This window comes from Enemella dayhoffiae (assembly GCF_002250625.1).
GTDB lineage: Bacteria > Actinomycetota > Actinomycetes > Propionibacteriales > Propionibacteriaceae > Enemella > Enemella dayhoffiae.
In genome coordinates, this window is the sequence record NZ_NMVQ01000007.1 from 81,769 (window position 1) to 94,936 (window position 13,168).

Consider the following 13,168-nt stretch of genomic DNA (forward strand, 5'->3'; position numbering starts at 1 on the left):
GTCTCGGGTGGATGAATTCGCCAGATCGTGACCTGCAGGGATATCTCGACCAGCTGATCGACGATCTCCGCGACCAGGACGACGGTGAGCCCAACCCGCTGCCGGTGCACGCCAACGCCGACCTGTCGCGATTCGCGATCGCGGTCGTCGACACCGATGGCAACGTGACCGCGAGCGGGGACGCCGAGTTCGCGTTCCCGATCCAGTCGATGTCCAAGGCGTTCGTATACGCCCTGGCGATCGAGTGCCTCGGCCTGGCGGAGGTCAACCGGTATATCGACGTCGAGCCCTCCGGTGAGGCGTTCAACCGGATCGCACTTGACCCGGGTTCCAACCGGCCCGCCAACGCGATGATCAACGCCGGAGCCATCACCGCCCACTCGCTGGTCACCGGCCCCGACGCCGAGCACCGGGTCGACCGGATCCTGGCGTTGCTCTCGCGGATGGCCGGCCGCGACCTCGCCGTCAACGAGGACTGCTTCAGCCAGGAGATGGAAGACGCGCACCGCAACCTGGCCATCGCGCACATGCTCAAGACGGTCAGCGAGCTGCCGGACGAACCGCACGGCGTGGTCACCGGCTATACCCGACAGTGCGCGATCGAGGCCAGCACCATCGAGTACGCCCGGATGGGCGCCACTCTGGCCAACCGCGGCGTGGTGCCCGGCACCGAGGACCGCTGCTTGGCCGAGGAGCACGTCCGGCACGTGCTCGGGGTGATGCTCACCTGCGGCATGTACGACTCGGCCGGCGACTGGGTGAGCACGGTCGGGCTCCCGGCCAAGAGTGGGATCGGCGGCGGGATCATCGGCGTGGTCCCCGGCCGCTGCGGGATCGCGGTCCATTCACCGCGGCTCGATCAGCACGGCAACTCGGTGCGCGGAATCCTCGCGTTCGAGCGGATGAGTGAGGATCTCGGGCTGCACGTGCTGCGCTAGGCTGGCCCGCGTGCTTCGCGCAGACGGCAGGTTGACCCACGAACTGGACCCAGCCGACCGCGGCCCGCAGGACGCCTGCGGGGTATTCGGCGTCTGGGCCCCCGGGGAAGAGGTGGCCAAGCTCACCTACTACGGTCTCTATGCCCTGCAGCACCGCGGCCAGGAGTCCGCCGGAATCGCGGTCAGCAACGGCCGGCAGATCATGGTGTTCAAGGACATGGGCCTGGTCTCCCAGGTGTTCGACGAAGGCACCCTCAACTCCCTCAACGGACACCTCGCCATCGGCCACGCGCGCTATTCGACCACCGGCGCCAGCGTCTGGCACAACGCCCAGCCGACCTTCCGCTCCACCGCCAACGGGGGCCTGGCACTGGGCCACAACGGCAACCTGACCAACACCGACGAGCTGGAGTCCTGGCTGGCCGAGCGCTCCAGCGAGCCGGTGCCGCACAAGGAGCGGATGGACTCCACCAACGACACCTCGATCGTCACCGCGCTGCTCGGCACCTTCGGCGACCGCAGCCTTGAGCAGGCCGCCCTCGAGGTGCTGCCCCGGCTGAAGGGGGCGTTCTGCCTGGTCTGGATGGACGAGCACGCCCTCTATGCCGCGCGCGACTCGCAGGGGATCCGGCCGCTGGCGCTGGGTCGGTTGGAGCGCGGATGGGTGGTCGCCTCCGAGACCGCCGCCCTGGACATCGTCGGCGCCACCTTCGTCCGCGATGTCGAGCCGGGCGAGATGATCATGATCGACGAGAACGGGCTGCGCAGCGTCCGCTTCGCCGCGGCACGGCCGAAGCACTGCCTCTTCGAATACGTCTACCTCTCCCGGCCGGACACCCTGCTGGAGGGGCGTCGGGTGCACAACGTGCGGGTGAAGATCGGCAAGCTGCTCGCCCAGGAGCACCCGGCCGAGGCCGATCTGGTCATCCCGACCCCCGAGTCCGGCACCCCCGCCGCGATCGGGTACGCCGACGAGTCCGGCATCCCCTACGGGCAGGGCCTGGTCCGCAATGCCTACGTGGGGCGTACGTTCATCCAGCCCAGCCAGACCATCCGCCAACTCGGCATCCGGCTGAAGCTGAACCCGCTGCGCGACGTGGTGGCGGGGCGCCGGCTGGTGGTGGTCGACGACACCATCGTGCGCGGCAACACCCAGCGCCAGGTGGTCGCCATGCTGCGCCAGGCCGGGGCCAAGGAGGTGCACGTGCGGATCTCCGCGCCGCCGGTGCAGTGGCCCTGCTTCTATGGCATCGACTTCGCCACCCGCGCCGAGCTGCTCGCCCCAGGGATGAGCGTGGAGGAGATGTGCACCGCGATCGGTGCCGACTCGCTCGGGTTCATCTCGCTGCCGGGGTTGATCCAGACCACCCATCAGCCGGCGGACCACCTGTGTCGGGCCTGTTTCGACGGGATCTATCCGGTGCCCGTCCCCTCGGCCTACCGGGAGAACCTGCAGCCCACCCTGGACGAGCTGGACTATGACGACGAGGACACCGATGACTGAACAGGCTTCGACAGGCTCAGCCGACCCGTCGAAGGGGGCGTACGCCCGCGCCGGCGTCGACATCGAGGCGGGGGAACGCGCCGTCTCCTTGATGAAGGCGTCGGTCGCGCGTACGCATCGTCCCGAGGTGCTCGGCGGGCTCGGTGGTTTCGCCGGATTCTTCGACGCCAGCGCGCTGGCCGGGTATCGGCACCCGGTGCTCGCCACCTCCACCGACGGGGTCGGCACCAAGGTGGCGATCGCCCAGGCGATGGACCGGCACCACACGATCGGCATCGACCTGATCGGGATGCTGGTCGACGACCTGGTGGTGTGCGGGGCCGAGCCGCTGTTCGTCACCGACTACATCGCCTGCGGCCGGCTGGTGCCCGAGCGGATCGCCGCCATTGTCGCCGGGATCGCCGCGGGTTGTGAGCAGGCCGGCTGTGCCCTGCTCGGCGGGGAGACCGCGGAGCATCCGGGGCTGCTGCACGCCGACGAATACGACGTCGCCGGCGCCACCACCGGGGTGGTCGAGAAGGACGCGATCCTCGGCGCCGATCGGGTCCGCCCGGGCGATGTGGCGATCGCGATGGCGTCCTCGGGGCTGCATTCCAACGGCTATTCCCTGGTCCGGCACGTGCTGCTCGAGCAGGCCGGCTGGGCGCTGGATCGCGAGGTGCCCGAGCTCGGCGGGGCGCTGGGTGAGACCCTGCTCGTCCCGACGCGGGTGTACGCCAAGGACTGCCTGGCGCTGATCGAGGCGGTCGAGGTGCATGCGATGAGTCACATCACCGGTGGCGGCCTGGCCAACAACCTGGCCCGGGTGCTGCCCGCCGGGATCTCGGTGACGATCGACCGGGCGACCTGGCAGCCGGCGCCGATCTTCGGCCTGGTCCGGGAGGTCGGCGGCCTGAGCGCCGACGATGTCGAGAACACGCTCAACATGGGGGTCGGCATGGTGGCCCTGGTCAGCGAGAACGAGGCGGACCGGGCGCTCGAACTGCTCGCCGAGCGGGGCGTTCCGGCGTGGGTTGCCGGGCGCGCCGAGGGGCCGTCCGCGGGCGCCGCTCCGGCCGAGGTGAGGCTCGTCGGAGAACATCCGGCGCGCTGACGGACTCGTCTTGGTCCGGACCGGTTCGTTGGGTAATCTGTCCCCACGACATTTATCTGACAGTGCCGCGGCAAGACCGCGACGGACATGCGAGGGGGTCGACCCAATGGGGCGCGGCCGTGCAAAGGCGAAGCAGACCAAGGTCGCTCGCGAGTTGAAGTACCGGTCGGTTGACACGGATTTCACCTCGCTGGAGCGTGAACTGCGGGGCGATTCACCCGAGGACCACACTGATCACCAGGAAATCCCCGAGGCGTACGCCGACCTGGCGGAACAGTACGGGGATGATGACGACGGCTATGAGGGCCTGCGCAAGTCCGGTTAGTCCCGCCGCGTGACCGCCTCTGCCTGGCAGGCTGACCTGCTCGACGGTTTCGAGCAGTTGGTGCTTCCCCTTCCCGACGCCGAAGTGGCGCCCGGAGAACCCGAGGGGTCCCTACGTGCCGTCCTGGTACGCCCAGGCGAGCGCCCGAGCGGGCGGCGTGCGGTGCTCTATCTGCACGGGTGGAACGACTACTTCTTCCAACGGCACCTGGCCGACGCCTGGGCCGAGTTGGGGTTTGCCTTCCACGCGCTCGACCTGCGCCGCTACGGCCGCTCCTGGGTCGACGGGCAATATCTGGGGTTCACCACGCAGCTCGGCGACTATGCCGAGGAGATCGACCGCAGCCTGGATCTGATCATGGAAGACCATGATCAGGTCATCCTGATGGGGCACTCCACCGGCGGCCTGGTCGCGTCCCTGTACGCCGCCCACCGACCCGGCCGGTTGGCGGCGGTGGTGCTGAACTCGCCCTGGCTCGACCTCCAGGGTTCCCCGTTGGTGCGCACCCTCGGCGCGCCGTTGGTCAAGGGATTGGGCCAGCAGCTGCCGACCGCGGTGCTGAAGCTGCCCGACTCCGGGTTCTACAAGCGGGCGCTGCACACCAGCGAAGGGGGTGAGTGGGACTACGACCTGACGCTGAAGTCCACCCCGGCCGCGCCGATCCGAGTCGGCTGGCTGCGGGCGGTGCTGCGGGGTCACGCCCGGATCGCCACCGGACTCGAGATCGACTGCCCGGTGCTGGTGCTGTGCTCCACCCGCTCGGACTTCTCCCGGCGCTGGTCGGACGAGCTGACCCGGGCCGACATCGTGCTCGATGTGGAGCAGATCGCCGCCAAGGCGACCCGGCTCGGCCACACCGTGACCGTGGTCCGCATTGTCGACGGGATGCACGACCTGGTGCTGTCGGCCGAACCGGTCCGCGCCACGGTGTTCAGCGAGCTGGAACGCTGGCTGCGGGCGTACGGTCCCGAGGCGTCAGGGGATGATCGGGGGCTGGTAACTGAACGTCATCCCGAGCAGCCAGACCAGGAGCAGCACCACCGGTAGGTGGAAGATGAACTGCAGGAAGGTGAACCCGACCAGGTCGCGGGCGCGCACCTTGAGGATCGCAAGCAGCGGCAGCATGAAGAACGGGTTGATCAGGTTGGGCAGCGCCTCGGCCATGTTGTAGATCTGCACCGTCCAGCCCAGGTTGTACTGCAGGTCGTTGGCGGCATGCATCACATAGGGCGCCTCGACCAGCCACTTGCCGCCACCGGAGGGGACGAGCAGGCCCAGGATCGCGGTGTAGATGGCCAGCACCACGGCGAACCCGCCGCCACCGCCGAAGGAGGTGAAGATGGTGGCCAGCCGGTCCGAGACGGTGTGCCCGCCGACCTCGTCCCAGTCGGGGTCGGGGCCCAGGTCCAGGCCCAGCCAACCGTAGGCGCCCAAGTAGGCCGGGCGATAGATCCGCTCGTCCTGGGCCAAGGCCTCGGCCTCGTCGGGTGATGGCAGGAACACCAGCGACTGACCGTGCTGGACGTAGCTGCCGTCCACCTTGATCGAGCCGCCGTAGTAGGCGAACACGTTGGTGGTGTAGAACGCCGGACGGCCGTGGCTGACTTTCATCTTGGCGTCGGGAAAGCCCAGGCACAGCTCTTCCAGGCGAGCCAGTGTGGGGTCGTCCTCGTCGAACATCTGGGCGTGGGCCATGAACCCAGCCTAGGTGAGGAGCGGAGTGCCGCCCATGGACGTGATCCAGCGGTCGCGGGCCCGCCCCGGGGTGTCGTCCTCGTCAAGGATGACGCCCTCATAGTCCCAGTCGCCCTTGACTTCGCCAGACTGTGGGTTGTAGGTGGTGATGATGCGCTCGGGGGGCTGCGGCAGCAGTTTCAGTGCCTTGCCCAGGGCGCGATGTTCGTCGCGGGCCAGGTCGCTGACCAGTTGGTGGGGGTCGTAGTCCCGGTTGGCGTCGGCCTCGGCGAGGTCGTAGGCGTCCACGAACTTGCCGTTGAAGCGGAAGAAGGCCGTGGTTTCCAGGGCGCCGTGGTTGATCAGGGTGTAGATCCAGATCGTGTCCACGGCTGGGTCACCCTCGATGTAGTTGACCGCAGTCTGCAGGGCGTGTTGGGTGTAGGCCTCGTAGGCGGTCTTGACGGCGTCGGTTGCATCCTGGTTCAACGTGACCTCCTGGTCGTTGGCTACTGATCGAAAGTTTGGATGACGCGTCGGCCATCAATCTCGTAGGTGACAGTGAAGCCGGTTGGTCTGCTGCCGCCACCGTAGTGCACCTCGGTGAACACCTCGACCTTCTTGCCGGAGTTCAACGCGTCGGCCCAGTCCTGTTCCATGTTTTTCCAGGCGCCCTGGTTGAGATCACGGGCCTGGGCGACGATGTCGTCCAACCCGCCAGCGCCGTCGAAGCGGTCAGCGAACAGGTGGCCAGCGTCATCTCCGGTGACTTTGCCGGCTGGTTTGGAGTTGTGGCTGCCGCGCTTCTGGCCCTCGGGCTTGAGCTTCAGGTCGCCATAGGCACCGCGAATGCGGCCCTTGTCGTCGGTGACGTACTCATAGCGCGGCTTGCCCTTGCCGGTCTTGCCGCCGCTGTAGTGCTGGTTGGGGGCCCAGCCCGGTCTCGGTCGAGCGGCTGCGCTTGGCCTTGGGCAGCGGGGCGTCGGCAGCCTTCACCGCAGCCTGGCTCGCCTCTCGTCCAGCAGCCTGACCGCCCTCGCGACCAGCCGCCTGACCGCCCTCCTTGGCCACCACCCGCAAGTAGTCACCCACCATGTTCTTGAACAAGCCCTTCAGGGGCGTGGCGACCTTTGGCACCTCAGCCCCCCAGCAACTTGCTGATGGCGAAGTTGATCGCCATGTCCAGGGCCAGCTTGCACAACAGCCTCGCCACTGGAATCCAGCCCAGCGAGGCACCCGCCGTGGGAATCGCGGCGGCGATAGCCATGGCGATCTGGATCACGGTGATGACCAGGTTGACCACGAAGGCGATCTTCAAGGCGATGATGGCCACGCCGATCACGAACAGGCAGCCCCCCACCAGGTTCGACCCGAACTGCAGTTGCTTGGCGACGTCGTCAACGCCCTCGGTCTTGGTGAACGACTTCTGGAACGCCTCCATGGCGTCACCCTGGTTGTTGGTCAGCGCGGTGTTGGCGCCATCGGTGGCGGTGGTGACCACCCCACCCATCTCGCCGCCGTAAGCCATCCACCGGTTGCCATAGTTGAAGACCTTGTCCTCATTTCCCTCTGGCCACTCGAAACCGAGCTCGTTCAACAGCTTGGACGCCTCTGGGGGCAACATGACAGCCATTACTCGTCACCCACCATCTTGTCGCCGGCCTCGGCGAAGCCTTCTTCGGCGGCGGCGAAGGCCGCCCTGGCGTTGGCGATCTTGCCGCCCTGGACGCCGTACTCCTCCTGAACTGGGTCCACCGACTCCTGCACGGCTTGCACGGCCAGGCTGTACAGCATCGAGGCGATCGAGCCCAAGGTGTCGTTGGTGCCGAGCACAGTGGCATCGGACACCTCGCCCATCAGCGAACTGGTCTTGGTGGCCAGGTCCTGGGCGGCCGCCTCCATCCGCTTGCTCGAACCGTCGAGACTGGTGAAGTCATACTGCAGTTGGTCAGCCATGTTTACCCATCTCCTTGGCATTCTTGAGGTTTGGTTGCGAACTGGTAGACCACCCAGCCGGCGGTGAGGACGGCGACGCCGATGGAAAGGATCGGGTTGTACTCGAACCACTCCGCCGGCCGGGTCCGCGGCTCCGGCTCCTCCACCTCGTCGGTGACGTCGACGCCCATCGCCTCGGCGGTGCGTACCGCGTTGCCGCGGGGCGCGGAGAAATAGGCGATGGCGACGGTGATGACGATCAGGATCAGGGCGGACAGCATCGACTGCCAGGTGAAGATCGTCTTGCCGAAGTCGAGCACGCCGGTGATCTTCAGCACCGCCGGCGGGATGGATTTGGGGGTGGCCTGCAGCTGGGCCGCCGAGGAGGACAACCCCAGTGCCCAGACCGCGCCCAACCCCATCAGCGCGGCGGCGCCGAGGGCGCGGTAGTCCACCTTGAGATCGGTACGCCGGGCGACCGCCCGGGCGAGCAGGCCACCGGTGATCAGGGACAGGCCCCAGTTGAGCAGCGACACCAGCAGGGCGATCAGTGCGACGAACGCCACGGCCGAACGGGGGCCCTTCGGCATCCGCGCCAACGCCTCGATGATCTTGATCACCGGCGGCGAGGTGGCCACCACATAACCGGTGAGGACCACCATCGCCATCTGCAGGGTGAACGCCGCCAGGTCCCAGAACCCGTCGCCGAAGGTGGACACCAGTTGGACCGGGCTGCCTCCGTTGGCCAGGGCGAGGATCGCCACGAGCACGGTGCCGAAGGCGGCGAACACGAACGCGTCGGGGAACCATTTCTCGGTGAAGCGGGCCAGCGCCTGCGCGGTGCGGGCCATCATCCCCTCGTTGTCGGGCTCGGTCTCCTCGGTGACCTGACTGGACATGGCTGCTCCTCATCGTTGCGGGCCGGCTCTCGGGCACGATAACCAACCTCGAGGGGGCGCGTACACGGTCAGTGTCCGCGGACGTCACAATGGACAGGTGAGTGCTCCCAATGTCGTCATCGTCGGAGCCGGTTTTGCCGGCCTGCATGCCACCAATGACCTGGTCGCCGCCGGTGCCAGAGTCACCCTGATCGACCGGCACCCCTACACGACCTTCCAGCCGCTGCTCTATCAGGTGGCGACCGGTGGGTTGAACCCCGGTGACGTCACCTACTCGCTGCGCGCCCTGGCCGCGGAAAAGCGCGGCCGGGTACGTTTCCGCCGCGCCAACGTGACCGGGATCGACACCGAGCAGCAGCGGGTGATGACCGATGTCGGCGAGCCCGTCGACTATGACTATCTGGTGCTGGCCCAGGGGGTGGGGGCGAACTTCTTCGGCATTCCCGGGGCCGATCGGTATGCCCGGTCGATCTACACCCGCGGTGAGGCGCTCGAGGTGCGTGACCTGCTGTTCGGCCTGCTCGAGGGGTTGACCGTCGCCGCGCCCAACCAGGAACTGTCGGTGGTCGTGGTCGGCGGAGGTGCGACCGGGGTGGAGATGGCCGGCACCCTGGCGGAGATGCGGATGCAGGGACTGCCCGTCGCCTATCCCGAGATCAACCCGACGCAGGTGCGGGTGATGCTGGTCGAGATGGCGCCACACGTGCTCGCGCCGTTCGACGAATCGCTGCGCCGCTACACGCTGCGCCAGCTGCGCGAGCGCGGCGTCGACGTACGCCTGGACACCGCGATCGCCGAAGTACGCGAACACGAGGTGGAGTTCAAGGACGGCCAGGTGGAGCGGGCCGACCTGGTCATCTGGGCCGCCGGTATCGGCGGGCACGAATTGGTCAAGCAGTGGGGGATACCACAGGGCCGGGGTGGACGGATCATCGTCGATCCCGATCTGCGGGTCCGCGACCAGGAGAAGGTGTTCGCGGTCGGTGACGCAGCCGTCGTCGAGGACGACCCGTCTCCGCAGCTGGCCCAGCCTGCGATCCAGATGGGGAAGCTGGTGGCGCGCAACATCAAGGCACTCGATCACGGCCAGCCGATGGAATCGTTCCGCTACAAGGACAAGGGGACGATGGCCACGATCGGTCGCAGCGCCGCGGTGGTGGAGTTGCCCAACGGCACCAAGTTCACCGGCTTCACCGCCTGGAGCATGTGGGTGGCGCTGCACCTGTCCTTCCTGCTGGGTGGCCGCAACCGGATCCAGGCGATGATCAACCTGGGCTTCCGTTACCTGCTCTATCCGCGCAACGCGAACGCGATCGTCGGTGACCTGGCCGACTCCGAGACCGGGGAACTGCCCGGCCCGCGGAAGCACGGCTCCTGAGGCGTACGCCGCGACGATCCGTTCCCTGAGCAAGCAAGGAACGAGCGAGTCGAAGGGCCGCTGTCGCTCAGGCGCCGTCGGGAAGCGTGATGGCCGGCAGGTTCAGCTCCCGCGCCACCCGGTCGAGGGCGGCGTCGCGCTGGGCGGCGTACCCGTCGTGCGGGTCGTGCAGAGTGCCGCCGACCACCTCGGCGAGCCACCCCTCGTCGCGCGGTGAGCCGGCCCCGGACGCGTCCAGCTCGCCGGCCCCGGTCAGGTTGGAGGCGAAGATTCCAGCGGCCGACTGCGGCAGGAAATCCTCGTAGACAACGGGTTCCAGATCGAGCCATCCCTGCCGCACCAGGGTGGCGAGGTCGCTCGGCGGTTCGCCCGCGGGCGGGCTAGGGCTGAGCGCCGCGGTGTAGTAGGCCAGGCCCTGGGCGGCCAGCTCGGCGTCGGTGTCGGGGAGTTGTTCGTGCCACACGGCGGCGGCGACCTCGGCGCGTGAAGCGTGCGTCTCGGCGACGCGGCGGGCGACCTCGCCGAGCATGGCGTCATAGCGCCGTCGCCCGGTCGGCGTGAGCGCCACCCCGCGGGCCTCGACCTCGCCGAAGCGGACCCGCAGCTCACCGTCGACCTGGCGTCCGTCCGCCTCGCGGAAGCGGCGTGGTTCGGCCAGCGCGCGAAAGCTGGTCTGGCGCAGCAGCACGTCGGGGCCGGGCCAGGCGGGAGGCCCCTGAATCTCTTCGATCATGGTGATTCCGGCCGCCTGCATGGAGGCGTACAGGTCGTCGATGTCCAGTACCCGCGGGGTGAGGTGGTTCAGGTGGGTCGAGTCGACCCCACCGATGTCGGCCGCCACTCCAGAGATCCGTTCGAGGTGGGCGTACCAGGCCCGATCGACCGGCTCGTCGGACAGCGCGAAGGTGGCGGTGGCCAGGGCGACGAAGCGGTCCGCGTCGGCGGCGTTGAGACCGTCGCCGGCGATCGATCGGTCGGCGAGCCGCAGCAGTTCGGGGGCAAAGATTTCTCGTCTGGACAGGAAATCGTCCAACCGCTGCTGGGTTTCGGCGTCGAAGAAGCGGCGGTCGTCGGTGATCAGCAGCGAGGTGAACATCCGAAACGGGTTGCGGGCCAGCTCCTCGCGCCGCAGCGGCCGGAAAGCCGTCGACACCACCGGGATCGGGTTGGGGGCGGCGTCGCGCAGGTCATAGAACCCGGTCGGATACATCCCCACGGCAGCGAAGATCCTGGCCACCTGGGACAGCTCGCGCGGGGTGCCGACGCGGATCGCACCGTGCCGCTCCGCGGTCACCCGCTCCATCGAACCGAGCCGCTCGGCGGCCGAACCGTCACGCCCCAGCACCCGGTGATTGACCGCTTCGGCGACCTGCACCAGCGTGCGGTACGCCGGCACCTCACGCCCATAGAGCGAGGACAGGGAGGAGGCCAGCCTCGCCCGCAGCTGCCACTGTGCAACGATTTCCACCACTCAACCGTACGCCCGCGCCATCCGGACCGCGCGGTCGGCGTACCCGCCCCCGAAGAGCACCGCATGCACCAGCAGCGGGTGCAACTTGTGCAATTCGATCCGCTCCCGCCATCCGTCGGGCAACGTTGCCGCCTCGGCGTACGCCGAAAACGTCCTGTCCAGGTAAGGATTCCCGAACAGCGCCAGCATCGCCAGGTCGGTCACCGGGTGCCCGCCATGGGCGGCCGGGTCGATCAGCGTCCAACCGTCGGCGGTCGGGATCACGTTGCCCGACCAGAGGTCGCCATGGATGCGCGCCGGGTGGGAGACGTCGTCGAAATCGCCGGCGCTCAGGCGCTCGCACACCCGCTCGACCGCGTCCCGGCCCGAGTCGTCGAGGCTGCCGGCGGCGTACGCCTGTTCGGCGAACGGGCGCACCCGGTGCTCAGCAAAGAACTGCCCCCAACGCTCCTCGACCCGGTTGCGCTGCGGCAGCGGTCCGATGAAACCGGTCTCGTTCGCGCCCGGTGGCGGAGCACCCCAACCCGATGCGCCGGCCGCGTGGGTGTGGGCCAAAGCCCGGCCGAACTCCTCGGCCGCCTCGGCGGTGGGGGAGACCGACCGCAACCGATCGAGGGTGATCGACCGTTCGTCGACCCGGCGTACGCCCACCACGCGCGCCCCGCCCGCGGCGGCCAGCCAGCGCAGACCGGCTGCCTCGACGGCGAAGAACCCGCTGGGGGCGTGCGGGTTCTGCTTGCGGAAGTCCATCGGTTCCTCCGTTCGCGAAGACGCCGAAGCCCGCCCCTGCTGGGACGGGCTTCTCGATCGTGGCCAGGGCCGGGTTCGAACCGGCGACCTTTCACTTTTCAGGCGAACGCTGCTACCAACTGAGCTACCTGGCCGCACAGACACGGCCGAAATGGCCTTATCTGCTGCAAAAGCGGCGATGCTGGTGCACCACCGCTTCCGCGACCCCGACGGGACTCGAACCCGCGACCTCCGCCGTGACAGGGCGGCGCGCTAACCAACTGCGCTACGGGGCCTGGGAACCGGAACTGGTCCGGACCGCTGGCCTGCGCCAGCCCGGAAACTATAGCGCACCCATCTGGGGGTTCACCAAATCGGTTTCCGGGCCGGCGCAACCCGCCTCAGACGCCCGTGTGCGGTAGCCCGCGCGGTGCCTCGGTGTCCTTCGGTGCCTTCGAGGGCGAGGTGTCCTTCGAGGTGGCGGAATCCTTGGACCCGCCGGAGGATCGGCCCACCGTAAAGGTGCGCGACCAGACGAACCCCTGGGAGCCGGAGCTGGCCCCGACCTCATAGGTCACTCCGGGCTGCCAGCCACCGGCGAAGCCATTGGGTTCATAGGAGCGCACCGGTGCGGTGGTGAGATAGCCGTCCTCCAGCGTGTTCTCGCGCGGGAAGTCGCCCTGCCAGACGTTGCATCGCCAGGTGCCGTCGGCGTCGAGCAGCTCGTCTCCCCACGGGAATCGGGCATCCGGCAGACCGCCGCGGCTGGCGTACTCCCATTCTGCCCCGGTGGGTAACCGCCGTGCGGCCCAGGCGCAATAGGCCTCCGCGTCCGTGTGGCTGATGTGCACAACCGGATGGTCCTCCAGGCCCGCGAGGCCGGACCCGGACCACCCGGCTGGCCAGCTGGCCTCCCGCACCCCCAGCCACCAGGCAGTCGTCGGCGGTTGTCCGAGGATTGCCTTCGGGTCGGCGACGGCAAGGTGAAAGACGGCCGAATATCCGAACCGCTCGGCCTCGGTGCGATAGCCGGTCGCGTCGACGAATCGGGCGAAGTCGGCGTTGGTCACGCAGGTGGTGTCGATCTGCCAGCGCGACAACTCAACGGGGTGGACCGGTCGGACGCCGTCGGCGGGGCTCTGGTCGCCGTGGCGACCTCCCATCGTGAACACCCCGGCGGGGATCGTCGCCTGCTCCACGCCGTGTTCGCCCAGGGCCGCGG

General features: G+C 68.4%; 16 protein-coding genes and 2 tRNA genes. 6 read left to right on the top strand and 12 right to left on the bottom strand.

The genetic code is table 11. From position 1 onward, the window contains the following. The first annotated feature begins 11 nt into the window (after positions 1-11). The 5 genes from glsA to CGZ93_RS06080 all read left to right on the top strand — a co-directional run bounded on the left by glsA (position 12) and on the right by CGZ93_RS06080 (position 4,907). Positions 12-938, top strand: coding sequence for a glutaminase A (gene glsA, locus CGZ93_RS06060; protein WP_094363259.1), 927 nt, complete (start codon positions 12-14; stop codon positions 936-938). A 10-nt stretch (positions 939-948) separates the two neighbouring features. Further along, on the top strand, positions 949-2,442 hold the full coding sequence (gene purF / locus CGZ93_RS06065) for an amidophosphoribosyltransferase (RefSeq protein WP_094363260.1): 1,494 nt from the start codon (positions 949-951) through the stop codon (positions 2,440-2,442). Further along, a complete protein-coding gene (gene purM, locus CGZ93_RS06070) occupies positions 2,435-3,535 on the top strand; it encodes a phosphoribosylformylglycinamidine cyclo-ligase (protein WP_094363261.1) in 1,101 nt (366 codons plus the stop codon). Before purF ends, purM begins: the two co-directional genes overlap by 8 nt. 106 nt (positions 3,536-3,641) lie before the next feature. After that, positions 3,642-3,860, top strand: a complete 219-nt coding sequence (locus CGZ93_RS06075) for a DUF3073 domain-containing protein (RefSeq protein WP_094363262.1) — start codon at positions 3,642-3,644, stop codon at positions 3,858-3,860. Between the two features lie 9 nt (positions 3,861-3,869). Then, on the top strand, positions 3,870-4,907 hold the full coding sequence (locus CGZ93_RS06080) for an alpha/beta hydrolase (RefSeq protein WP_094363263.1): 1,038 nt from the start codon (positions 3,870-3,872) through the stop codon (positions 4,905-4,907). Here the strand turns inward: CGZ93_RS06080 and CGZ93_RS19335 are convergent. Genes CGZ93_RS19335 through CGZ93_RS06110 form a run of 7 tightly spaced genes read right to left on the bottom strand, consistent with a single transcriptional unit; the run spans position 4,836 to position 8,368 of the window. After that, positions 4,836-5,555: a TIGR00366 family protein gene (locus tag CGZ93_RS19335; protein ID WP_229117237.1), complete on the bottom strand. Its 720-nt coding sequence runs from the start codon at positions 5,553-5,555 to the stop codon at positions 4,836-4,838. The genes CGZ93_RS06080 and CGZ93_RS19335 overlap by 72 nt on opposite strands. A gap of 9 nt (positions 5,556-5,564) precedes the next feature. Next, positions 5,565-6,023 carry a hypothetical protein gene (locus CGZ93_RS06090; RefSeq protein ID WP_094363264.1) on the bottom strand — a complete coding sequence of 153 codons (459 nt, stop codon included), beginning with the start codon at positions 6,021-6,023 and terminating at the stop codon, positions 5,565-5,567. Between the two features lie 20 nt (positions 6,024-6,043). Next, a complete protein-coding gene (locus tag CGZ93_RS06095) occupies positions 6,044-6,523 on the bottom strand; it encodes a DNA/RNA non-specific endonuclease (RefSeq protein ID WP_094363265.1) in 480 nt (159 codons plus the stop codon). Beyond that, on the bottom strand, positions 6,411-6,671 hold the full coding sequence (locus CGZ93_RS18310) for a hypothetical protein (protein WP_141211100.1): 261 nt from the start codon (positions 6,669-6,671) through the stop codon (positions 6,411-6,413). The genes CGZ93_RS06095 and CGZ93_RS18310 overlap by 113 nt, the downstream gene beginning before the upstream one ends. 1 nt (position 6,672) lies before the next feature. Then, a complete protein-coding gene (locus CGZ93_RS06100) occupies positions 6,673-7,131 on the bottom strand; it encodes a WXG100-like domain-containing protein (RefSeq protein WP_141211101.1) in 459 nt (152 codons plus the stop codon). A 35-nt stretch (positions 7,132-7,166) separates the two neighbouring features. After that, complete coding sequence (locus CGZ93_RS06105) at positions 7,167-7,490, bottom strand: hypothetical protein (RefSeq protein ID WP_094363267.1); 324 nt, start codon at positions 7,488-7,490, stop codon at positions 7,167-7,169. A 2-nt stretch (positions 7,491-7,492) separates the two neighbouring features. Continuing rightward, positions 7,493-8,368: a TIGR00366 family protein gene (locus tag CGZ93_RS06110; protein WP_094363268.1), complete on the bottom strand. Its 876-nt coding sequence runs from the start codon at positions 8,366-8,368 to the stop codon at positions 7,493-7,495. A 97-nt stretch (positions 8,369-8,465) separates the two neighbouring features. Here CGZ93_RS06110 and CGZ93_RS06115 point away from each other — a divergent pair, with 97 nt between their 5' ends. After that, entirely contained in the window at positions 8,466-9,746 is a 1,281-nt protein-coding gene (locus CGZ93_RS06115; protein WP_324252435.1) for an NAD(P)/FAD-dependent oxidoreductase, read from the top strand. Between the two features lie 67 nt (positions 9,747-9,813). Here the strand turns inward: CGZ93_RS06115 and hglS are convergent, their stop codons facing one another. The 5 genes from hglS to CGZ93_RS06140 form a co-directional block, all read right to left on the bottom strand. Then, entirely contained in the window at positions 9,814-11,214 is a 1,401-nt protein-coding gene (hglS, locus tag CGZ93_RS06120) for a 2-oxoadipate dioxygenase/decarboxylase (RefSeq protein ID WP_229117238.1), read from the bottom strand. A gap of 3 nt (positions 11,215-11,217) precedes the next feature. Beyond that, positions 11,218-11,967 carry a fructosamine kinase family protein gene (locus CGZ93_RS06125; protein ID WP_094363270.1) on the bottom strand — a complete coding sequence of 250 codons (750 nt, stop codon included), beginning with the start codon at positions 11,965-11,967 and terminating at the stop codon, positions 11,218-11,220. Between the two features lie 60 nt (positions 11,968-12,027). Then, positions 12,028-12,101 (bottom strand) — tRNA-Phe (locus tag CGZ93_RS06130). Between the two features lie 67 nt (positions 12,102-12,168). Next, positions 12,169-12,242 (bottom strand) — tRNA-Asp (locus CGZ93_RS06135). Between the two features lie 105 nt (positions 12,243-12,347). After that, positions 12,348-13,145, bottom strand: a complete 798-nt coding sequence (locus tag CGZ93_RS06140) for an SUMF1/EgtB/PvdO family nonheme iron enzyme (protein ID WP_229117239.1) — start codon at positions 13,143-13,145, stop codon at positions 12,348-12,350. Between the last annotated feature and the right edge of the window lie 23 nt (positions 13,146-13,168).

Coding starts and splice junctions, on each gene's coding strand:
- glsA (WP_094363259.1), top strand. CDS start 12: ATGAATTCGCCAGATCGTGACCTGCAGGGATATCTCGACCAGCTGATC.
- purM (WP_094363261.1), top strand. CDS start 2,435: ATGACTGAACAGGCTTCGACAGGCTCAGCCGACCCGTCGAAGGGGGCG.
- CGZ93_RS06075 (WP_094363262.1), top strand. CDS start 3,642: ATGGGGCGCGGCCGTGCAAAGGCGAAGCAGACCAAGGTCGCTCGCGAG.
- CGZ93_RS19335 (WP_229117237.1), bottom strand. CDS start 5,555: ATGGCCCACGCCCAGATGTTCGACGAGGACGACCCCACACTGGCTCGC.
- CGZ93_RS06105 (WP_094363267.1), bottom strand. CDS start 7,490: ATGGCTGACCAACTGCAGTATGACTTCACCAGTCTCGACGGTTCGAGC.
- CGZ93_RS06110 (WP_094363268.1), bottom strand. CDS start 8,368: ATGTCCAGTCAGGTCACCGAGGAGACCGAGCCCGACAACGAGGGGATG.
- CGZ93_RS06125 (WP_094363270.1), bottom strand. CDS start 11,967: ATGGACTTCCGCAAGCAGAACCCGCACGCCCCCAGCGGGTTCTTCGCC.